Origin of the sequence: Corynebacterium sp. HMSC076C10, assembly GCF_001812455.1 — a bacterium.
Lineage (GTDB): Bacteria > Actinomycetota > Actinomycetes > Mycobacteriales > Mycobacteriaceae > Corynebacterium > Corynebacterium jeikeium_D.
In genome coordinates, this window is sequence record NZ_KV809084.1 from 86,352 (window position 1) to 107,124 (window position 20,773).

The 20,773-nt window shown below is 60.0% G+C and carries 21 protein-coding genes and 1 tRNA gene; 10 read left to right on the top strand and 12 right to left on the bottom strand.

The features are described 5' to 3' along the window. Positions 1-343 precede the first annotated feature (343 nt). The 3 genes from HMPREF2857_RS00420 to metS all read left to right on the top strand — a co-directional run bounded on the left by HMPREF2857_RS00420 (position 344) and on the right by metS (position 3,598). Positions 344-1,516: an acyl-CoA dehydrogenase family protein gene (locus HMPREF2857_RS00420; RefSeq protein WP_048759734.1), complete on the top strand. Its 1,173-nt coding sequence runs from the start codon at positions 344-346 to the stop codon at positions 1,514-1,516. 298 nt (positions 1,517-1,814) lie between these two features. Continuing rightward, positions 1,815-3,425, top strand: coding sequence for a sodium-dependent transporter (locus HMPREF2857_RS00425; RefSeq protein ID WP_049190690.1), 1,611 nt, complete (start codon positions 1,815-1,817; stop codon positions 3,423-3,425). A 5-nt stretch (positions 3,426-3,430) separates the two neighbouring features. Next, a complete protein-coding gene (metS, locus tag HMPREF2857_RS00430; RefSeq protein ID WP_048733989.1) occupies positions 3,431-3,598 on the top strand; it encodes a methionine/alanine import NSS transporter subunit MetS in 168 nt (55 codons plus the stop codon). A gap of 42 nt (positions 3,599-3,640) precedes the next feature. Here metS and HMPREF2857_RS00435 read toward each other — a convergent pair whose 3' ends face one another. After that, positions 3,641-4,399 (bottom strand): enoyl-CoA hydratase-related protein, encoded by a 759-nt coding sequence (locus tag HMPREF2857_RS00435; RefSeq protein WP_070642105.1) that lies wholly within the window; start codon positions 4,397-4,399, stop codon positions 3,641-3,643. Between the two features lie 80 nt (positions 4,400-4,479). Between HMPREF2857_RS00435 and HMPREF2857_RS00440 the strand changes: the two genes are divergently transcribed. Continuing rightward, complete coding sequence (locus HMPREF2857_RS00440) at positions 4,480-5,037, top strand: GNAT family N-acetyltransferase (RefSeq protein WP_070642108.1); 558 nt, start codon at positions 4,480-4,482, stop codon at positions 5,035-5,037. 160 nt (positions 5,038-5,197) lie between these two features. Beyond that, positions 5,198-6,415, top strand: a complete 1,218-nt coding sequence (locus tag HMPREF2857_RS00445; protein ID WP_241482098.1) for an HNH endonuclease signature motif containing protein — start codon at positions 5,198-5,200, stop codon at positions 6,413-6,415. Between the two features lie 71 nt (positions 6,416-6,486). Here the strand turns inward: HMPREF2857_RS00445 and glyA are convergent, their stop codons facing one another. Beyond that, complete coding sequence (gene glyA / locus HMPREF2857_RS00450; protein ID WP_005510713.1) at positions 6,487-7,788, bottom strand: serine hydroxymethyltransferase; 1,302 nt, start codon at positions 7,786-7,788, stop codon at positions 6,487-6,489. Positions 7,789-7,938: 150 nt separating this feature from the next. Here glyA and coaA point away from each other — a divergent pair, with 150 nt between their 5' ends. After that, the gene (gene coaA / locus HMPREF2857_RS00455; protein WP_042388837.1) at positions 7,939-8,874 is read left to right on the top strand and encodes a type I pantothenate kinase; all 936 of its coding nucleotides are present in this window, start codon (positions 7,939-7,941) and stop codon (positions 8,872-8,874) included. A 30-nt stretch (positions 8,875-8,904) separates the two neighbouring features. Here coaA and HMPREF2857_RS00460 read toward each other — a convergent pair whose 3' ends face one another. The 4 genes from HMPREF2857_RS00460 to mca form a co-directional block, all read right to left on the bottom strand. Beyond that, positions 8,905-9,690, bottom strand: coding sequence for an isoprenyl transferase (locus tag HMPREF2857_RS00460; protein WP_016423188.1), 786 nt, complete (start codon positions 9,688-9,690; stop codon positions 8,905-8,907). 38 nt (positions 9,691-9,728) lie between these two features. Then, positions 9,729-10,820, bottom strand: a complete 1,092-nt coding sequence (locus tag HMPREF2857_RS00465) for a 3-deoxy-7-phosphoheptulonate synthase (RefSeq protein WP_049172260.1) — start codon at positions 10,818-10,820, stop codon at positions 9,729-9,731. A gap of 315 nt (positions 10,821-11,135) precedes the next feature. After that, complete coding sequence (locus HMPREF2857_RS00470) at positions 11,136-11,420, bottom strand: hypothetical protein (RefSeq protein WP_048733974.1); 285 nt, start codon at positions 11,418-11,420, stop codon at positions 11,136-11,138. Positions 11,421-11,447: 27 nt separating this feature from the next. Further along, positions 11,448-12,302, bottom strand: coding sequence for a mycothiol conjugate amidase Mca (gene mca / locus HMPREF2857_RS00475; protein WP_049172258.1), 855 nt, complete (start codon positions 12,300-12,302; stop codon positions 11,448-11,450). 261 nt (positions 12,303-12,563) lie between these two features. On the opposite strand from mca, the gene HMPREF2857_RS00480 reads away from it, so the two are divergent. Together HMPREF2857_RS00480 and greA are read left to right on the top strand one after the other, a co-directional pair. Beyond that, positions 12,564-13,031, top strand: coding sequence for a DUF4307 domain-containing protein (locus HMPREF2857_RS00480; protein WP_048733970.1), 468 nt, complete (start codon positions 12,564-12,566; stop codon positions 13,029-13,031). A gap of 174 nt (positions 13,032-13,205) precedes the next feature. Beyond that, complete coding sequence (greA, locus tag HMPREF2857_RS00485; RefSeq protein WP_048733968.1) at positions 13,206-13,718, top strand: transcription elongation factor GreA; 513 nt, start codon at positions 13,206-13,208, stop codon at positions 13,716-13,718. A gap of 249 nt (positions 13,719-13,967) precedes the next feature. Here the strand turns inward: greA and HMPREF2857_RS00495 are convergent, their stop codons facing one another. Further along, the gene (locus HMPREF2857_RS00495; protein ID WP_070642113.1) at positions 13,968-14,795 is read right to left on the bottom strand and encodes a Bax inhibitor-1/YccA family protein; all 828 of its coding nucleotides are present in this window, start codon (positions 14,793-14,795) and stop codon (positions 13,968-13,970) included. Positions 14,796-15,030: 235 nt separating this feature from the next. Between HMPREF2857_RS00495 and HMPREF2857_RS00500 the strand changes: the two genes are divergently transcribed. Both HMPREF2857_RS00500 and HMPREF2857_RS00505 read left to right on the top strand, forming a co-directional pair. Beyond that, a complete protein-coding gene (locus HMPREF2857_RS00500; RefSeq protein WP_048733964.1) occupies positions 15,031-15,363 on the top strand; it encodes a hypothetical protein in 333 nt (110 codons plus the stop codon). A gap of 71 nt (positions 15,364-15,434) precedes the next feature. Continuing rightward, the gene (locus HMPREF2857_RS00505) at positions 15,435-17,018 is read left to right on the top strand and encodes a succinic semialdehyde dehydrogenase (protein WP_049190697.1); all 1,584 of its coding nucleotides are present in this window, start codon (positions 15,435-15,437) and stop codon (positions 17,016-17,018) included. Positions 17,019-17,080: 62 nt separating this feature from the next. Here HMPREF2857_RS00505 and HMPREF2857_RS00510 read toward each other — a convergent pair. The 5 genes from HMPREF2857_RS00510 to eno all read right to left on the bottom strand — a co-directional run bounded on the left by HMPREF2857_RS00510 (position 17,081) and on the right by eno (position 20,759). Next, positions 17,081-17,157: transfer RNA gene (locus tag HMPREF2857_RS00510), tRNA-Leu, on the bottom strand. A 12-nt stretch (positions 17,158-17,169) separates the two neighbouring features. Further along, positions 17,170-18,159, bottom strand: a complete 990-nt coding sequence (locus tag HMPREF2857_RS00515; RefSeq protein ID WP_070642116.1) for a Ppx/GppA phosphatase family protein — start codon at positions 18,157-18,159, stop codon at positions 17,170-17,172. After that, positions 18,160-18,696 (bottom strand): DUF501 domain-containing protein, encoded by a 537-nt coding sequence (locus HMPREF2857_RS00520; protein ID WP_048733959.1) that lies wholly within the window; start codon positions 18,694-18,696, stop codon positions 18,160-18,162. A gap of 139 nt (positions 18,697-18,835) precedes the next feature. Then, entirely contained in the window at positions 18,836-19,372 is a 537-nt protein-coding gene (locus HMPREF2857_RS00525) for an FtsB family cell division protein (protein WP_048733957.1), read from the bottom strand. 112 nt (positions 19,373-19,484) lie between these two features. Next, complete coding sequence (eno, locus tag HMPREF2857_RS00530; protein WP_048733955.1) at positions 19,485-20,759, bottom strand: phosphopyruvate hydratase; 1,275 nt, start codon at positions 20,757-20,759, stop codon at positions 19,485-19,487. Positions 20,760-20,773: the final 14 nt, after the last annotated feature.

Genomic DNA, 20,773 nt, shown 5'->3' on the forward strand with positions numbered 1-20,773 from the left:
ATGACAAAAATAGCCATCCACCTGGCTTTGTAGGTTAGCATTACCTAATATTGCCGACCGTCGGCGATAGTCCGAATTCAATAGCAACCCCCAACCGCAACGGGGGTAGTTTTCCGGGAAGGCTGGGCGCAATATCCGTCGTCAAGCGATTCCACATCACCAATCGGGAAAAAACTTTTAAAAAAACAAGTGTCTCTCATCACACTCATGCATAATGGGGTACAACAGTCATAGTCACTATGACGATGAACCGAGGCCATCGCGTTTATCTGCAGCGTTTATCTGCGACGTACGAAAAGGCCTTAAGACAAAAATTCCACGACAATATTTCTAGGAGCATGTCATGAAGGACTTTCTGCCCCGTACTCACTTCGAAGAAGAGCACAACATGTTCCGCGACATGGTTCGCGGCTTCGTCGAGAAGGAAATCACCCCGAACGTAGAGCGCTGGCACAAGGAAGGCCAGCCGGATCGCGAGGTCTTCAAGAAGGCCGGCGAGCTCGGTCTGATTGGTATGTCCACTCCGGAGGCATACGGCGGTGGCGGAGAGATGGACTTCCGCTACAACCAGGTCCTGAACGAGGAGCTCTCCAACGCTGACTGTGGCTCCATCGTCGTTTCCTTCGGCGTTCTCAACGACCTGGTCGCTCCGTACCTGGCTAAGTTCGGCAACGAAGAGCAGAAGCAGAAGTACCTGGCTTCCATGAACGCCGGCGACACCATCGGCTGCCTCGCCATGACCGAACCGGGCGCAGGTTCCGACCTGGCAGGTATGCGCACCTTCGCCAAGAAGGACGGCGACCACTACGTCCTCAACGGCACCAAGATCTTCATCTCCAACGGCATGATGGCCGACTTCGCTCTCGTCGCAGCTATCACCGACCCATCCAAGGGCCGCGCTGGTGTCTCCATGTTCATCGTCGACGCCGACCTCGAGGGCTTCACCAAGGCTGGCCCGCTACAGAAGGTCGGCCTGAAGGCTCAGGACACCGCTGAGCTCAACTTCGACAACGTCCGCGTTCCGGCTGAGAACCTGCTCGGCGAAGAGGGCGCTGCCTTCGGCTACCTCCGCACCAACCTCGCTCACGAGCGCCTGACCCTGGCTTGCGGCTCTGTCGCAACTTCCCGCCGCGCCTGGACCCTGGCTTACAAGTACGCTCAGGAGCGCGAGGCATTCGGTCGTCCGATCATCCAGCACCAGGTTCACGGCCACTACCTGGCTGATATCGCTACCCGCGTCACCGCCCTGCAGGCTTTCGTTGACCAGGCTGTTATGGCCCACAACGCTGGTCAGCTGGACGAGACCGGTGCTTCCATGGCCAAGTACTGGACCACCGAGGAGCAGCAGGACATCGTTACCCGCTGCCTGCAGATGTTCGGTGGCTACGGCTTCATGCTCGAGTACCCAATCTCCACTCACTACCTCGACTCCAAGGTCCAGACCATTTACGGTGGCACCAACGAGATCATGAAGGAGATCATCTTCCGTCGTATCGCCAAGGGCGGCGCAGAGTAAACAGCGCACGTCGGCCTAGCCGATTCGCCCCCCCCAAACCCCGTCAGGTCTTCCTGGCGGGGTTTTTGCATACCTCAAAGTAGGTGGCTGGCGATTATTTACGAGGCTTGATTAGAGCTCCCTTCCCCCGTGCCACACCCCCACTAAAAACATTACCCCCTACAAAACCGAAACTATACAATGAGATACCCATCTCATATACTAAGATTCTGTTAGGTAATGGTGATGCACTTCACCAAATTCCCTCCTAGGCCGCGCGAGCGCGTGACCGGAGATGAAGGATTGGAGTTCCAGAGGCATGAGCACAACCAACTCGACCGCTACCCCTCAGCGAAGGGAGGTGTTTTCCACCCGAGCAGCCTTCATTTTCGCCGCCATCGGCTCGGCAGTCGGGCTTGGAAACATCTGGCGTTTCCCCTATGTCGCGTATGACTCCGGCGGTGGCGCTTTCCTTATCCCCTACCTGGTCGCACTTCTGACCGCAGGTATCCCACTGCTCTTCCTCGACTTCGCCATCGGCCACCGCTTCCGCGGGTCCGCACCGAAGTCGATGCGTCGCATCAAGCCCTGGGCTGAGCCAATCGGCTGGATCCAGGTCGGTATCGCCTTCTTCATTACCGTCTACTACGCCGTTATTATCGCGTGGTCCTTCATCTACGCCTGGAAGTCCATCCGCAAGAGCTGGGGCCCAGATGCCGAGACCCACTTCATGAAGGACTTCCTCCAAGTAGACACCGAGAGCGTCTTCTCTCTGGACTTCGTCCCCTCGATTTCCATCGTCCTGCTCATTGTCTGGGTACTCGTCATCGGCATTCTGGCCGCTGGTGTGGACAAGGGCATCGGCAAGGTCTCGATTATCTTCATCCCACTGTTGACCATCCTCTTCGTCGCAGTGGTCATCTACTCCCTGACGCTCGACGGCGCCGCAAAGGGCCTGGACGCATTCTTCACCCCAGACTGGTCCGCACTCACTGACTCCAGCGTATGGATTGCCGCCTACGGCCAAATCTTCTTCTCCCTGTCCGTGGCCTTCGGCATTATGCTGACCTACGCCTCCTACCTGAAGCCACGCACGAACCTCACCGGCTCCGGCCTGGTCACCGCGTTCGCAAACTCCTCCTTCGAGGTTCTCGCCGGTATCGGCGTCTTCGCCACCCTGGGCTTCATGGCAGCGCAGTCGGGTCAGGCCGTTGACGAGGTCGCAACCTCCGGTATTGGTCTTGCCTTCATCGCATTCCCGACGGTCATCTCTGAGATGCCAAAGGTCATCGGTTCGGTCTTCGGGCTACTGTTCTTCCTCTCCCTGGCAATCGCCGGTGTGACCTCCCTGATGTCGCTGCTCGAGGTCGTCGTCTCCGCAGTAAAGGACAAGCTGAACCTCGGCCGCGTCCAGGCCACCCTCACCGTCGGTGGCGCCATGGCCGTCATCTCGCTGCTGGCCTTCCCGACCACCTCAGGTCTGGTAACCCTCGACATCGTCGATAAGTTCACCAACAACGTCGGTATCGTCCTGGTTGCGCTGCTGACCATCATCGCAATCGACTGGATCCTGCGCCGCACCAACGAGTTCGCCATGCACCTCAACGCCGTCTCCTCGTTCAAGGTCGGCACCATGTGGCAGATCTTCGTCGGAAACATCACCCCGGTCATTCTCGCCGTCATCCTGTTCCAGGAGCTCATTGGACTTTTCCAGGAAAACTACGAAGGCTACTCCGACACCCAAATCGACATCTTTGGCTGGGGTGTCATCGGCGTGATTCTCATCGGCGCTCTGATTATGGCCATCCTGCCTTGGCGCGGCCAACACCGTCTCGATGGCCCTCCGGGCTCGGACTTCGGTGTGACGCCAGATTTCAAGCGGTCCTCACACCTGCCACGCAAGCACACTCCGGAAACTGAGGAGGTTTAAGCCAAATGTCCGGTATCGCAATTGTCATGATGGCACTGTTCATCATCGTCATCTGGGGCGGTCTGGCGGTCTCGCTGGTCAGCCTATCCAAGCACCCTGACGAGGTTTCCGGTGAGCTGGGAGATCACCCAGAACTCACCAGTGAAGTACTAGGAGCACAGGAAGAGCAGTAGTTCTTCACTACTATCTCTCCCCTGCCACTCCAGGTATCTGCCTTACTCACCTACGAAATGCGGTGGTCGCTTCTCCAAGAACGCGGCCACCGCTTCCTTATGGTCGGCCGAGACCGCCAAACGAGCCTGCGCGTCCGCCTCCGCCGCAGCGGCAGACAAGGTATCCCGGCGCAGCAGAGCCTTAATCTCCTTCAGCGCGGCCGTCGGCCCCGCCGCAAACTGGACAGCCAACTCGCGTGCCCGAGTCGCTGGATTATCCACCACTTCGGTGACCAGGCCGAGGCTCAGGGCCTCGTCGGCAAGCACCTTCTTATCGAAGAACAACAGCTCACGCGCCTTCGCGTCGCTGACCATACGCGGCAGCAGCGCCGACATGCCACAGTCCGTGGCCAGGCCAATCGACGGGAACGCCGCCTTGAACGACGCCTTCGGGCCCGCGATACGGAAATCACAGTGCAGCGCCAACGACCAGCCGGCACCCGCCGCAGCACCTTCGATAGCTGCAATAACCGGAACGTTAATCGCGGTCAGCTCCGCGACCATCGGGTTGTACTCCTCGACAACCTTGCCCATGCCGGCGCCGGACTGCAGGTCAGAAATGTGCTCCTTCAAATCCTGGCCCGTACAAAACGCCTTCGGCCCGCCGAGCAGGATAACAGCGCGCACATCCGGCTCCTGCGCACGCTCAAAAGCGGCTTTCAGCTCCAAGCGAAGATTCTTATCCAGGGAGTTATAGGCATCCGGGCGGTCGATGGTGATGGCTAGAATGCCGTCGGAAAAGTCTTGAGTAACGTTGCTCATAACTTCGCAGGTTATCGCAATCTCCCCCGCCTCGGACGCACTTTTGCACCAAATCACCCGCCGCGAGTAACAAGGGACACATGACACTTCCACGCCCCGCCACGCCTGACGACGTCCACGAGATCGTCGACCTCATCAAAGACCTGGCGGCCTACGAAAAAGAACCCGATGCCGTCCGACTGACCCCCGAGCGCCTGCGCGAACAGCTCTTCGGGGACAACCCTGCGATTTTCTGCCACGTCGTCGACTCCACATCCGGAAATTTGGACGACGGCGCCGGTGGCGGTGATGGCGGTGTTGGTGGTGTTGTTGGCGGTGTTGGCGGTGTTGGAGGCAGCCCGCGCCTCGACGGCATTGCACTGTGGTTCCTCAACTACTCCACCTGGGAAGGCACCCACGGCATCTACCTCGAAGACCTCTACGTCCGCCCCGAGGCACGCGGCACCGGCAAGGGCAAAGCACTGCTGCAGAACCTCGCGCGAATTGCCGTGGAGCGAGGCTACTCACGTATCGAGTGGTGCGTCCTGAAGTGGAATCAACCCTCCATCGACTTCTACCGTTCCCTCGGCGCCTTCCCCATGGACGAATGGGACACCTTCCGCCTCACCGGCAGCGCCCTGCGTGACTTCGGGGCGTAACAGACGGCAGCGCGTGGTGCGGCGGTACGGCGGTGCAGCTGCGCTGCGTTTTGCGCGGTGAAAAGTCCGGATGTGGATAACTGCTAAACCAGCTGACTTATCCACAGCCTGCCCCCATAGGCGTTGTCCCCCCTACATCCGGACTTTTACCTTCAAAGGCATGACAGTTCTTGGGACGCTCGCCGCACTGGCCTCGCGCGGAATGGACACGCTGGCGGAACTCCACGCCGCGCGTCCCGACGGCCACGACGCCACCTCCCACCTGGCGGCAACCCTCGGCCTTGACCCGGCGCGCCTCCGGCTTTTGCTACGCGTCGCCGCCCACTACCTCCAACCCGCTGACACCGAGGAAAACACCAAAGCCCGCGAAGACGCCACCGCCCTTGCGCGCCAGCTCGGCCTCAGCCTGGACACCTGCGTGCTTATCGACAAGCGCAGCCGCCAAGCCAACAACGCCGAACTCCACGACAACCTGCGGCTCACATTCGTCGCTGCCGCCGAACGCCTCGGCTTCGAAGAACTCGATCTCTACATGCGGGAAACTCTCACCGAGCTCAACACCGAAGACGAGCCACCCCAGCATCTGCGCGCCCGATTTTCCCGGAAGGTAGACATCCGGGGAATGAAGCACTTCCACATCTCCGGCCCCTCGGATATGCTCGACAATCTCCTGTCGCCGCTTACCATCCGTGCCGCAGAAATCCGGAAGTCCCATCCGGAGTTTTCCCACGACCGCTGCGTCGGCCAAGCGCTTGCCGAGCGCCTCGAGCATGCCGATGCCGCAATGCCCGTCGATAAGCTCGATGAAATGCGCTACCAACCCGCCATCATCATCACCGCACAAGACCTCATCGACTACAGCCCGCGCTTCGCCGCCACCACCAACGGCTCCGCGCTCGCCCCCGACGTCTTCCTCAACGCCCTACTCGCCGACACCGGATGGGCCGTGCTTTACGACGAACACAGCGCCATTACGGACTTATTTCCTATCGGCAACCCCCGCCTGGCGACTGAAGAGCAGCGCATCGCGATGCTCATCGACAACCCCATCTGCGCCTGGCCCGGCTGTGAACGCCCCGCCTATAGCGGCCAAGCGCACCACCTAGTCGCCCACAAACACGGCGGCACAACCACGCTGGACAACCTCACCATGGTCTGCCGCGAACACAACGGGCTTAACGACGACGACCGGGAAGGACGCAACGGCCACCTCGAACGCATCCCCACATCCGGACATATTCGATGGCGCCCACCTGACAAGACTCGGCCGCCGCTGTTTAGCAACTCATTTGTGACATCAATGTCCGGGAGGTCCTACGCCGGATACCGGGCGGGCACGACGAAACAGCTCGGGCCGGAGCCACCACCTCCGGACTAAAACCCGGATGTACGGGAAAACCCGTCCTAGCGCACTGCTAGAACGGGTACTTGCGCTGCAAAAACGCAGAATCAGATGAGGTTCCAGTCCTCGATACCGTCGTAAAGCGGGAATTCCTGAGCAATCTTCGAAACACGAGCACGCAGGGAGTCAACATCCGCATTCTTGCCGGCGGCGAGAGCAGTACCGATGACATCGGCGACCTCGGTGAAGGCCTTCTCGTCGAGACCACGGGTGGCCAGCGCCGGAGTACCGATACGAAGTCCGGATGTAACCATCGGAGGACGCGGGTCAAACGGAACGGCATTACGGTTAACGGTGATGCCAACAGCGTGGAGCAGATCCTCGGCCTCCTGGCCGTTCATCTCAGAATTGCGCAGATCCGCCAGAACCAGGTGGACATCGGTGCCGCCAGTGAGAACATCGACGCCAGCCTCGGCGCAGTCGGAAGCGGTGAGACGCTCAGCCAGAATGCGGGCACCAGCGAGAGTGCGCTCCTGGCGCTCCTTGAACTCCTCGGTACCAGCAATCTTCAGCGCCACGGCCTTGCCGGCGATGGCGTGCATCAGCGGACCACCCTGCTGCCCCGGGAAAACAGCGGAGTTCAGCTTCTTGGCGTACTCCTGCTTAGCCAAAATCATGCCCGAACGTGGACCACCGAGGGTTTTGTGAACGGTGGTCGACACAACGTCAGAATGCGGAACCGGCGACGGGTGCAGACCGGCGGCAACCAGGCCTGCGAAGTGCGCCATGTCCGTCCACAGCTTCGCACCGACCTCATCGGCGATGGAACGGAAAGCTTCGAAGTCGAGGTGGCGCGGGTACGCCGACCAACCTGCGATGAGAACATCCGGCTTTTCTGCGAGCGCCTGCTCACGCACCTTGTCCATATCGATCCGCATGGTGTCCTTGTCCACACCGTATGCGGCGACGTGGTAGAGCTTGCCGGAGAAGTTCAGCTTCATGCCGTGGGTCAGGTGACCGCCGTGTGCCAGGTCGAGGCCCATAATCTTGTCACCGGCGTTGATTAGCGCATGCAGAACGGCAGCGTTGGCCTGCGCACCTGCGTGTGGCTGAACGTTGGCGAACTCAGCGCCGAAGAGCTCCTTGGCGCGGTTGCGTGCCATGTCCTCGACGACGTCGACGTATTCGCAGCCACCGTAGTAACGACGGCCCGGGTAGCCTTCGGCGTACTTGTTGGTCAGAACCGAGCCCTGAGCTTGCAGCACTGCACGTGGAACAAAGTTCTCACTGGCAATCATTTCGAGCATGTCACGCTGACGAGAGAGCTCCCCTGCCATTGCCTCTGCGAGGTCGGGATCGAGTTCACGCAGCGATTGGTAGCGGACATCGTTATTGTTAGACCCGGTCATGAGTAGGTTTTCGACCTTTCAATGAAACTTCAATGCCACAGGCCATGCTAGCCCTTTATGGGGCAAACCACGAAAGCAGCACCATTCAGGTATGCCCCCTTTATTGACTCGTTTTCCGGTTTTCGGCACCCCCTTGGCACAATTGGAAGTATGACGCGCGCAACATCCCCCAGCCCGTACGTCGAGTTCAAACGCGAGCAGTGGCGCGAAATGCGCAAGAATATGCCTCTGGTGCTGACGGAAGAGGAAGCTGAACGACTTTCCGGTATCGGTGAAAACATCGACCTGGACGAAGTCGCCGAGGTCTATCTTCCGCTTTCTCGTCTGATTCACATGCGTGTGGCGGCGCATCGGGAGCTGAACGCCGTAACGTCAAACTTCCTTGGGGAAAATCCTTCGAAGGGGGCGTCGGTGCCGTTTATTATCGGCGTCGCGGGTTCGGTGGCGGTCGGCAAGTCAACGACGGCGCGTTTGCTGCAGGTGCTGCTCGAGCGCTGGGAGACTAATCCGCGGGTGGACTTGGTTACTACTGATGGCTTCCTCTACCCTTCTGAGGAATTGAATCGCCGTGGGATTATGCAGCGCAAGGGGTATCCGGAGTCGTATGATCAGCGTGCGTTGATGCGGTTTGTCACGGCGGTGAAGTCGGGGGCGCGGCATGTGAAGGCGCCGGTGTATTCACACACGCTCTATGACCGGGTGCCGGATGAGTTCGTCGATGTTGACCGTCCGGACATTCTCATTCTCGAGGGGCTCAACGTTTTGCAGACGGGCCCGACGCTGATGATTTCCGATCTTTTCGATTTCAGTGTCTACGTCGATGCCCCGCGCGCGGACATCGAGCGTTGGTACATCAGCCGTTTCCTCCGTCTCCGCCAGACGGCGTTTCGCGCTCCGGGCGCGCACTTCGCGGATTACGCCACGCTTGACGACGAAGCTGCGGCCGAGGTGGCCCGACGCATTTGGCAGCAGGTGAACTTGCCGAACCTTACGGAAAATATTTTGCCCACTCGAGTGCGGGCGTCATTAGTTCTGACGAAGTCTCGGGACCACAAGGTTTCGAGGGTCCGGATGCGCAAACTCTAACATCCGGAAATTTTTCCGGATGTAGGGAGGTTATTTGCCGAAGCGGCGTGAGCGCTGCGAAAAGTCTCGAAGTGCACGGAGGAAGTCGATGCGGCGGAATTCGGGCCAGTAGGTATCGGTGAACCAAATCTCGGAGTAGGCGGTTTGCCAGAGTAGGAAGCCGCTGAGCCGCTGTTCTCCGGAAGTGCGGATGACTAGATCGGGGTCCGGTTGTCCGGATGTGTAGAGGCGGCGAGAAATGGCGTCGGTTGTGATGCGCTCCTCAAGCTCGGAAGCATCGATTCCCTCGGCGACTGATTCCCGGATGATTCTGCGTACTGCGTCGACGATTTCCTGCCGGCCGCCGTAGCCAACGGCAATGTTGACCTGGATGCCGGTGTTGTTCGCGGTGACTTCTTCGTCGTGACGCAGCCGGGCGGTCATTCTTTCCGGAAGGAGCTCGAGGTGGCCGACCATGCGCAGGCGCACGTCGTTAGGCGATTGCGCCAATTCGTCGACGACGTCGGCGATGATGTCGAACAGTAATTCCAGCTCTTCGGGGTCTCGCCCGAGGTTTTCGGTGGAGAGCAGGTAGATGGTGACCAGCTCGATTTCCTGCTCGGCGCACCAGCCGACGAATTCTGCGATTTTGCGGGAGCCGACGCGGTGGCCGTGGCTGACGTCGGTGAATCCAGCCTCCCTCGCCCAGCGGCGGTTGCCATCGGCCATGATGGCAACGTGCTTGGGGCGAGGCTTTCCTTCTAGCTCTTGGGCTAGTTTGCGCTCGTAGAGCGGATAGGCGATCCGCCGGAGTGAGGACGGCTGGTTTTCTTTCACATATGTAACCCTACCCAATGGGCACGGCCACTTTGTGCTTAGTCGCGTGCCTGCCGACGCTTCCGGACTTCTGCCGCAAGCGTACGCAGCAGCCGGTCGGTGGTTTCCCAATCCATGCACGCATCGGTGACGGACTTGCCGTATACGAGGCCCTTACGACCATCGGTAATTTTTTGCGCGCCGGCTTCGAGGAAGGACTCCATCATGATGCCGGTGATGCGCTCGTCGCCGCCCCCGATGAGCTTGCCGAGCTCCTCAACGACCTCGGCCTGGCGCACCTCGGATTTTCCGGAATTGGCGTGGGAGGCGTCCACCATAATGCTGACGGTTTGCTCGGCCTTGTTCAGGCGCGCTTCGGCGTCGTTAAGCGATTCTTCGTCCCAGTTCGGGCCGGAGGTGCCACCGCGGAGGATGATGTGGCAGTTGTGGTTGCCGGCGGTTTCGACGACGGCGGCGCGGCCTTGGTCGTTCATGCCGAAGAAGAAGTGCGGGTTTGCTGCGGAGACCAGCGAGTCCACGGCGACCTGGACGTTGCCGTCGGTGCCGTTCTTGAAGCCGATGGGCACGGAAAGTCCGGAAGCGAGCTGGCGGTGGACCTGCGACTCCGTGGTGCGCGCACCAATTGCACCCCAGGAGACGGCGTCGGAAATGTACTGCGGGCTGTTGGGCTCGAGGAATTCGGCGCCGGCGGGCAGGCCGGTGCGCAGGACCTCGATGAGTACCTCGCGGGCCATGTGCAGGCCCTTGTTGATTTTGAAGGAGCTATCCAGGTCGGGGTCGTTGATGAGTCCCTTCCAGCCGACGGTGGTGCGCGGCTTTTCGAAGTAGACGCGCATGACGACCAGCAGGTCCTCGTCGAGCTCATCGGCGGTGGCCTTCAGGCGGCGGGCGTAGTCGATGGCGGCCTCAGGGTCGTGAATGGAGCACGGGCCGACAACGACCAGCAGACGATCGTCTTCACGGGCGATGACGCGGGCGACGTCGAGTCGCGACTGCTCTACCTCGTTAACCAGGTTTGGGGTCAGTGGCTGTTTGGCCATGACCTCTTCTGGGGAGGGCAGGTCGTGGAAGGCTACGACGCGGCGGTTCGCGGTCGAGGCGGGGGCTTCGAGGGAAGTTGGAGGGGTCATCTGAGGTCTCTTTTCTCTGGGTGATTAGTTGCGCATTTTGGCTGTAGATACGACAAAAGGCAGCGCCCCCGATTGGTTGGGGCTGCTGCCTTTGGCTCCGGTTGGTGGCGACGTGACGATTAGCCGCCGGCTGTGACTAGGTCGTCACTGCCTCCGGAGCCTTCGAAAAATAAAATCGCCACATACGCATGTGCTTGACTGTAGCGCACTGCCTAGAATCCCGCAATTCGAACTCCAAATCCCGCCAAATGGGACGCAATCAGGGGCGCGCGCAACTACCCGTCGTCAAGCGGCGAGCACATGCCTTGACGCTAACTACTCCGCTTCACGACGCTGCTCTGCTGCAGCCATCGCTTTATCCACGGCCTCGGAATCAAAGGGATCCATACCGTGCGCCTCGGCGAACTTCCGGCGGGCGGCCATGCGCTTCGCGCGCCGCGAGAGATCCCAGCCGAGAGCCAGGATGACGATGAGCAAAACGACAATGATGAGCAGGCCAATAGGAGAGGCCTTACCGAAGTCAGCACCCCGCGGACCAGTGGGGTTCTGCGCCAGGAAAATTGTCGTGCGAGCCGCCAAGGCATCGAAGCTTTCAATCATGAGTTCCAGCTTAGCGTTAATTCCGGACTATTCCGCGTCGGGGTCGATACCGGCGAAGAGATCGGTCTCTGGCAGCTCAGTCTGCACGCGAGTGCGGGCGAGCTCAAACTCTTCGGTCGGCCAAACGCGCTGCTGAATGTCTACCGGCACGGCGAAGAATGGCCCGTTCGGATCGATCTGCGTGGCGTGCGCCAGCAGCGCCTGATCCCGCTGCTGGAAGTAATCGCCGCACTCGACCTGCGTGGTCACGCGGGTCATGATGTCGCCGGGAGTCTTAGTCCAACGACGGAAGGACTCGGCCAGCGGACTTTCCAAGCCGTTGTCACGGTAGTAGTTATCCAGCGCGATGAGGCGCGCCTTGATGAAACCGTGGGTGTAGTAGAGCTTGGAAATCTCCCATGGTTCACCGAGTTCGGGGTACTTATCCGTTCCGGACTCCAGCCAAGCGCGCATGGACACGATGTGGGTCATGATGTGGTCCGGGTGCGGGTAACCACCGTTTTCGTCGTAAGTAATGACAACGTGCGGGCGGAATTCCCGGATGGTCCGAATGAGAGGCTTGGTCGCATCCTCGACCGATTGGCGCGCAAACACACCGTGCGACAGCACCGGCACCGGGTTCCCCGCAGGCAGACCGGAGTCGGTAAAGCCGAGCCACTCATGTTCAACGCCGAGGATCTCAGCGGCTGCAGCCATTTCGTGAACGCGCACCGCGGCGATATTCTCCCGCACCTCCGGCCGATCCATCGCCGGGTTGAGAATGCTACCGGCCTCACCGCCGGTGCAGGTCACCACTTTGACGCGATGCCCTTCCGCCGCATATCGGGCCATTGTTGCGGCGCCCTTGCTCGATTCGTCATCAGGATGAGCGTGAATTGCCATCAGACGAAGTGCCAATTGAAGTCACTCCCGCTACTATCTCAGTCCATGTTTTCTGGCCGAGGCCGGGGCCCTTCGACCGCAACGATGCTACTACAGCACCGTTTCAATACCGCCCCACTATAGCGCTGCACCATCATATGACCACGCAGCATCGCTACTCGGTGGAACAACATAGCAGCAGGACACTGCGCCACACCAGAAAGATTGTTTAACTGTCAACATTTTACCACGTCGACCAAGAACTCCGATAGGCTAAAAAGCATGGCTGAAAGTTCGGAGCGAAACACCCGAAATACCGCAGCGCCTAACGGGCAGCGCGAGCGCTATGGGGACAACAGTCGCACTCTCCCCGCAAAATTGGTTGTCATCGCTATTGTTGGCATGCTCGTCATCGCCGGCGCATACATCTTCGTTCAGATGAACCGCGTCTCCGCCCCGGATGTCTCTGCAACGCAAGCGGGCTGGAGCCGCACTCCAGGTAAGGAAGATGAGCAGTTCATCTTCACCCTGGACGTCACCCGCGAAAAGCCGGAGCTGGATAGCTACTGCATCATCTACGCGCTGAACTATGACGTGGCAGAGGTCGGCCGTCGCGACGTATTCATTCCGGGCGGCGGCCCCGCTACGGTGCGTATGGACGTCCCCATTGCCACCCGCGAGTTGGCCGTCGCAGGCGATGTCTACGGCTGCTCCACCGACATTCCGGAGTTCCTCGCACCTGCGAAGTAACCTCCTTTCGCAACTGAGGATTATGCGCTTTCACGGCACGTCGTAAAGCGTGCGCGACAACACTCCGACGCGCCTGTTATTGCCATGTGGCGTGACAGTGCTATCCTGTGACGCAGCCGACGGCCCCACGCGGGGCCGCTTTTGTATTAAATAGCCAAAAACACAGGAGGAACCATGACTGAGGCAAAGAACAATAGCCCATGGCTCACCCAGGAGTCCTACGACAAGCTCAAGGCCGAGCTTGAGGCGCTATATGAAAACCGCCCGGTCATCGCCGCCGAGATTAACGAGCGCCGCGAAGAGGGCGACTTGAAGGAAAACGCCGGCTACGATGCCGCCCGCGAGCAGCAGGGACAGGAAGAGGCACGCATCCGCTACCTCGAAGACCTGCTCCAGCGCGCCACCGTCGGCGAGATTCCGCAGGAGTCCGGTGTGGCTCTGGTCGGCACCGTGGTCCACGTCTACTACGACGGCGACGAAGACGACACCGAGACCTTCCTCATCGGTACCCGTGGCGCTGACTCCTCCAACCCGAACCTGGAGACCTACTCCACCGATTCCCCGCTGGGCAAGGCTCTGGTCGGCGCTAAGGAGGGCGAGACCCGCACTTACGCTTCCCCGAGCGGCGACGAAGTGTCTGTCACTGTGGTCAAGGCTGAGCCGTACGACCCGGAGATGGACGCCTAAGCGCTCCCGGCGTTAGACCGCCTCAACCCAGGCGGCAACTTCGGACCACAGTGCCCGATTCTTGGACCGATAGAAGCCCATATGGCCTATCGGTCCATTTTTTGTGCCCTCTCCCGCTTCGATATCGCGCTTTACGACGTCACACTGCACAGCCCTATCGGTCAATACGTCGACTGCCAACAACAAAGCGCCGGCCAACCCGTAATAACGGGCTAACCGGCGCTTGTGCGTTAGTTAGTTTTCTAGCGTTTAGTCCCTGAAGTAGGACAGCAAACGCAGAATCTCGGTGTAGAGCCAGACCAGGGTCACAGCCAGGCCGAGGGCGACACCCCAGGCGTACTGAGCCGGAGCGCCAGCGCGGACCAGGCGGTCAGCCTGATCGAAGTCAATCAGGAAGCTGAAGGCTGCCAGGCCGATGCAGACCAGCGAGAAGATGATCGACAGCATGCCGCCGTCACGCAGCGGGAAGCCCAGGCCGAACAGGGAGAGCACCAGGTTGCCCAGCATGAGGACCAGCACACCGATTAGAGCCGCACTCATAAAACGAGTGAACTTCGGGGTCACGCGGATAGCGCCCGACTTGTAGACGAAGAGCATACCGATGAAGACACCCAGGGTGGCCAGCACTGCCTGCATAATCAGCGCACCTGCGGCAACGCCCTGAATTGGAGCGGTGAACATGAAGCTGATGCCACCGACGAAGAGGCCCTCGAAGGCCGCGTAGGTGAGGGTAACCGGCGCGGAGCCGTACTTCTTGCCGAAGGTGGAAACCAAAACAGTAATCAGACCACCGATGGCGCCGACAATGGTCAGAATCATGGCCAGGCTGGTGGAGACACTGACGGCAATGAAGAAATTGACCGCAGCCAAAACGATGATGGTTGCCAGCGTGATGCCGGTCTTGGAAACGACATCGTCGACCGTCATCGGACGGTAGTCGGCGGCAACCTGCGACTGGTACGGGTTATCCCCGTAGCCAGCGCCCATCTGACCTTGGTCGTAGTGATGTGCGCCCGCCTGTCCGCGGGCGACGGTCTTAGTAAGTGAACTGAATGCAGGATTGCTGCTTTCGCGCACGTCGTCCTTCTTTCTTTTCTCAGTTTTTCTTACGTTTTGTATTCAGGCACACGCGCTTACGTTTGCCTACACTTTCTACAACGGGCGATGTAAAGGTATTGTTCCCAACCCTGAAAAACAGTTAGTATCAAGGTAATTCCTCGCCTGCTGGCGGTGATTTTGTAATCGCGGAAAAACTCACAGTCGCCAGGCGTGGGCACCACATGAGTGATTATGAAACAGGAGGTTGGTCAAGATGTCTGATGGCCTTGACTACGATCCGGATACCACTGGTGATTTCGACGAGACCACGCTCGATGGCTCAGAGGGACTCGATGGCGACTTCCTCACCGGTGATGGCGAGAATTATGTAATGGATCCGCCGGACCGCTGGCGGGGCGCTTCTCCGCATGACACCCTCGGCAAGCGGTTGGCCGAGGAAAAGCCGGACATCGACGTCGACGACGATCTGGATGATGACCCGGAGATGCGCTACGGCGATGTCGACGGCCACGAACCGTTCGAGTTCGGCAACGATGGCCCGCGCGACCCGGACCGCAACCGTCGGATGGGCTGGACTACTTACTAAAGTTTTCTAAGTTTTTGTAGTTTTGCCAAATTTACTATCTCGGGGCGCCGCGCAACAGTAGTATCTGTGCCATGACAGCATCTACTGCTACGACAAACCGAACTACCATCCGCAATCCGCTTAACGACGAGCTCGTTGCCCGCCTTCTTCAGCGCGTCACGGTAGCTGATAAGTCGAAGACCGCCACTATCTCGGCGCCATTTACCGGCCAGGAGCTGGCGCAGATTCCTGTCGGTACCCAGGCCGATGTCGACGAGGCCTTCAAGCGTGCCCGTGCGGCGCAGAAGAAGTGGGCCCGCATGGCACCGGAAAAGCGCGGCGAAGTGCTGCACCACTTCCACGACCTGCTCTTTACCCACTGCGACCAGGTGCTGGACCTGCTGCAGGCCGAGACCGGCAAGAACCGCGCCAGTGCCCACGAGGAGCTCGTACACACCGCTATCACCGCCCGCTACTACGGCAATCAGGGCCCGAAACTGCTTGAGCCGAAGCGAGCACACGGTGCTGTCCCAGTACTTTCCAAGACCACCGTCTACCACCACCCAAAGGGCGTCGTCGGTGTTATTGCTCCGTGGAATTACCCACTGACTCTCGCGGTTTCCGACGCGCTGGCTGCACTGATGGCTGGTAACGCCATCGTGCTCAAGCCGGACAGCACCACTCCGTTTACCGCTCTCTTCGCTGTCGATTTGCTCTACCGCGCTGGTCTTCCGGAGGATCTCTTCCAGGTCATTCCAGGCCCAGGTCGCGTTGTCGGCCAGGGCATTGTCGGCCAGTGCGACTTCCTGATGTTCACCGGCTCCTCCGAGACCGGCCGCTCACTGGCACAGCAGTGCGGCGAGCGCCTGATCAGTTTCTCTGCGGAGCTCGGCGGCAAGAACCCGCTGATTGTCGCTGAGGATGCCAACATCAACCGCGCGGTCGAGGGCGCGCGCATCGGCTGCTTCACCAACTCCGGTCACCTGTGCGTGTCCATTGAGCGAATCTATGTCGTGGACTCCGTCTGGGACGAATTCGTCCCGGCATTCACCGACCGCGTGAAGGCAATGTCCATCGGCGCTGGCTACGAATGGGAAACCGAGATGGGCTGTCTGCAGTCGCAGGGCCAGTTCGACATCGTCAAGTCCATGGTCGACGAGGCCATCGAGGCCGGCGCCACCGTGCTGGCCGGCGGTCGTCCTCGCCCGGATCTGGGACCGCTGTTCTACGAACCGACCGTGCTTACCGACGTCCCGGAGGGCGTCGCCCTGCTGACCGAAGAGGTATTCGGCCCGGTGGTAGTCCTCCAGCGTGTCTCGGACGTCCATGAGGCTATCGCCAAGTCCAACGATTCCCGTTATGGCCTCAACGCTTCGCTGTGGACCTCCCCGCGTCGCGCAAAGGAGCTGGCTCCACAGCTTGAGGCCGGTACCGTCAATGTCAACGATGGTTTTGCTGCGGCCTTCGCGTCTGTCGATGCCCCGATGGGTGGTTTCAAGGATTCGGGTGTGGGCCGTCGTCAAGCAGCGGGCGGCCTGCTGAAGTACACCGATGAGCAGACAGTGACCGTGCAGCGCCTTTCCCCTGTGTCGATGCCACAGATGCCGCGTGAGCTGTACTCGAAGGTGTTCAACACGGCACTTGTCCTCGGCAAGAAGTTCAACGTCCTGCCGTAATCCGCATGTAGCGCACACAGATAGCAAAAGGCCAGGTCAGAAAACTCTCCGACCTGGCCTTTTGGTGCCCCCAGTGGGACTCGAACCCACACTGAAAGGATTTTAAGTCCTCTGCCTCTGCCAATTGGGCTATAGGGGCCCTCTGCAAAGATTAATGGGCGATGTGGGTGTCTACCAAACTCGCCACAATCCCGTCGAGGATATCCTTCTCGCTGATGTAGAAGAAGCGCTGCCCTTCCTGCGTCCCTTCGGCACCCGGCAGAGCCTCAAACATGTCCATCAGCCCGTCCACAATGATCGAGCCACCGGCGAAGACATCCGCGCGCTTCGGATGCATGACCGGATTCGCAGCGAGCGATTCCGCATCGGTCTCGACGACGGACGCGGTCAGCGCACGCAACGCCGCAAAGCGCAGCTGCGACAGGTGGATTGCCTCCGGGTCGTAGGTTTCTAGACCCTGTGCCAGCGCCGACAGCGTGGTGAAGGTCCCGGCGCAGCCGACGATGGTGCGAGCCTTGTCGACAGGCACCTTCGCAACAATCTCGTCGGCCAGCTCCGCAACATACGAACGCGCCTCCTGGACCTGCTCCGCCGTCGGTGGCGAGGTCTGCAGGAACCGCTCGGTCAAGCGCACACTGCCCATGGCCACGGAATCGGAACCGGCCACAGTGCCGTCGTGATCGCCAACAATGACCTCAGTAGAGCCGCCGCCGACGTCAATGACGCAATACGGACCTAGTTCGGGCTCCAAGTCATCGACTGCCCCGCGAAAGGACAGCGCCGCTTCCTCGTCGCCGGAAATAACCTCGGCCGCTGCACCCCACGGAGCGAGAATCTCGCGGGTCATTGCAAAGAAATCGTCGCGGTTGCTTGCGTCGCGCGTCGCCGATGTCGCCACCATTCGGACTGCTTGCACTTTTTCGACCTGCATCAGCTCCGCATACTTCGTCAGAGCCTCCCGCACGCGCTCCAGCGCCTCTGGAGCCAGCATGCCAGTGGCATCCACGCCCTGGCCAAGGCGGACGATTTCCATCAGTCGGTGCAGTTCTGTGATTTCGAGAACTCCATCGACTACCTCGACCCGGCTGATAAGCAGGCGAAGCGAATTAGTGCCGCAGTCGACGGCAGCGAGGGTCGTCATTTATCCCTCCACCCCCGGATACGCAATACCGAGCTCGGCAATCGTGGGCCAATCTGCGGGAATCGCGGTGCCGCGCAGTTTCTCGTTCTCCGCCGCCAGCGCCACCGACTCAGTACCCAGTCGGAAGTGATTCGGCCCCTTGGCCAGCGCGTAGGCAATAAGAACGTGGAGGCACTTCACGCGCGTTGGCATTCCGCCACCGGAGAAGTCCGTGCCTAGGTCTTCCATCTCATTGCGCTCTGCCAGAAACGCCTCGTGCGCGCGCTGGTAATCGGCGGCGAGCTCTTCGTCGCTTTCCAGACGCGCGGTCATTTCTTTCATCACGCCGGTCGTCTCCAACCGAGAGGCCTCGGCGGTGAGTCGCGGATCAGTTAGGTAAAAGAGCGTGGGAAACGGAGTGCCATCGTCCAAGCGCGGCTTCGTCTTGACCACACCAGGAGTGCCGTCGGGGCTGCGGTAAGAGATGTCCACTACTCCCCGCGGTTCACGTCCGAGCTGCTCCGCTATCACTTCCAAATCTGCGGTATCCACAGACATCGGTCACACTCCTTTTGCTTCCGTTTTTACTGACACATAATCTCACAGTCGCCTTACAAGCGCGTTGTTTCGCTTTACGACGGCACACTCCGCCGCGCATGCAACCTCGCCGAGAGGCCCCAGGTAGCCCTACGGAGGTTTAGGACTCCGGTACCGTCGGCAAGCTCTCTGGCCTCGTTGCCTGATCGCGCCCCGGATTAGGGCGAGTCTCTTCGGGTTCGGGCGGGATGGAAATGGAATCCCACAGAGTCTCGTACCACTTCTTAGCCTGGTGCTGCGGAATTTCCTCCGGCTGCGTCACAGGCTGTTCGCCCACGGCCGGATCGAGGATACGGAATGGGGTCTCCCCCGGCTCTACCAGCCCCAGGCGCAGACGTGCCTGCTCCTTAACATAGGCAGGGTTGGAGTAAAGCTCCTTTTCATCCTCTAACTGCTTAATTCGCTGTTCCATGCGAGCAATATTGTCCTGCGTTGCGGCTACATCCGCCTGCTGTTGTGCAAAAGTCCGCAGCGGAATTGCGAGAACAGATACTAAGAAAAGCACCAGCAGACCAATGCCGATCTTCTGTGCCGTGCTCAGCGAGCGCATTCCCGATGCGATTGCCGCTGCCGAACGCTGCCCCGCCCCTGCAGGGCGCGACTGTGTTCCGCGGCGAGATCGGTCCGATGCACTCATGCCCCACACTCTACCCGACCGCCAGCCGATGAAATAACAAAAACCCGCCCACAACCACGTGCGTGGTGCGGACGGGCAGTGCTAGACGCAGCTTTCGCAGCGCCTCAGCTCTTTACTTAAAACGCGGGAATGCGCTGCGACCAGCGTAGACAGCAGCGTCACCCAGGTACTCCTCGATGCGCAGCAGCTGGTTGTACTTAGCAACGCGCTCGGAGCGAGCCGGAGCACCGGTCTTAATCTGGCCACAGTTCAGGCCGACGGCCAGGTCAGCGATGGTGGTGTCCTCAGTCTCACCGGAGCGGTGGGACATCATGGACTTGTAGCCGGCGTTGTGAGCCATTGCGACGGCCTCGAAGGTCTCGGACAGGGTACCGATCTGGTTGACCTTGACCAGCAGAGCGTTAGCGGCCTTCTTCTCAATGCCCTCTGCCAGACGCTTCGGGTTGGTGACGAAGAAGTCGTCGCCGACGATCTGGACCTTGTCACCAAGCTGAGCAGTCAGGGTGGTGTAGCCCTCCCAGTCATCCTCCTGCAGCGGATCCTCGATGGAGACGATGGCGTAGTTCTCAACCAGGTCAGCGTAGACAGCTGCCATCTCCTCAGCGGTATGCTCGCCGCCCTCGAAGTGGTACTTGCCGTCCTTGAAGAACTCGGAAGAAGCGACGTCGAGAGCCAGAGCGACATCGTCGCCCAACTTGTAGCCTGCAGCCTCAATTGCCTCAACAATCAGGTCAAGAGCAGCCTTGGTGGAGTCAACCGACGGAGCGAAGCCGCCCTCATCACCGAGGCCAGTGGACAGGCCCTTGTCCTTAATGACCTTCTTGAGTGCGTGGTAGACCTCAGCACCGACGCGCAGTGCTTCCTTGAAGGTCGGGGCGCCAATCGGAGCAATCATGAACTCCTGGACGTCAACGCCGGAGTCAGCGTGTGCGCCACCGTTGAGGATGTTCATCATCGGAACCGGCAGAACGTGACCGTTCGGGCCGCCGACGTAGCGGAACAGATCCAGGCCAGCGGACTCAGCAGCAGCCTTGGCAACAGCCATGGAAACACCCAGGATTGCGTTAGCACCCAGGCGGGACTTGTTGTCGGTGCCGTCCAGCTCAATCATGGTCTTGTCAACCAGACGCTGGTCCTCAGCCTCGAGGCCAATAATTGCGTCCTCAATCTCCTCGAGCACAGCGCGGACAGCCTTCTCGACCCCCTTGCCCAGGTAACGGTCTCCGCCATCGCGGAGCTCGTGTGCCTCATGAACGCCGGTGGAGGCACCGGACGGAACCGCAGCGCGGCCCACAGCGCCGTCTTCCAACAGCACCTCAACCTCAACGGTCGGGTTACCACGGGAGTCCAGAATTTCGCGTGCGTTCAACTCGATGATTGCAGCCATAGGTCACCTTTCCG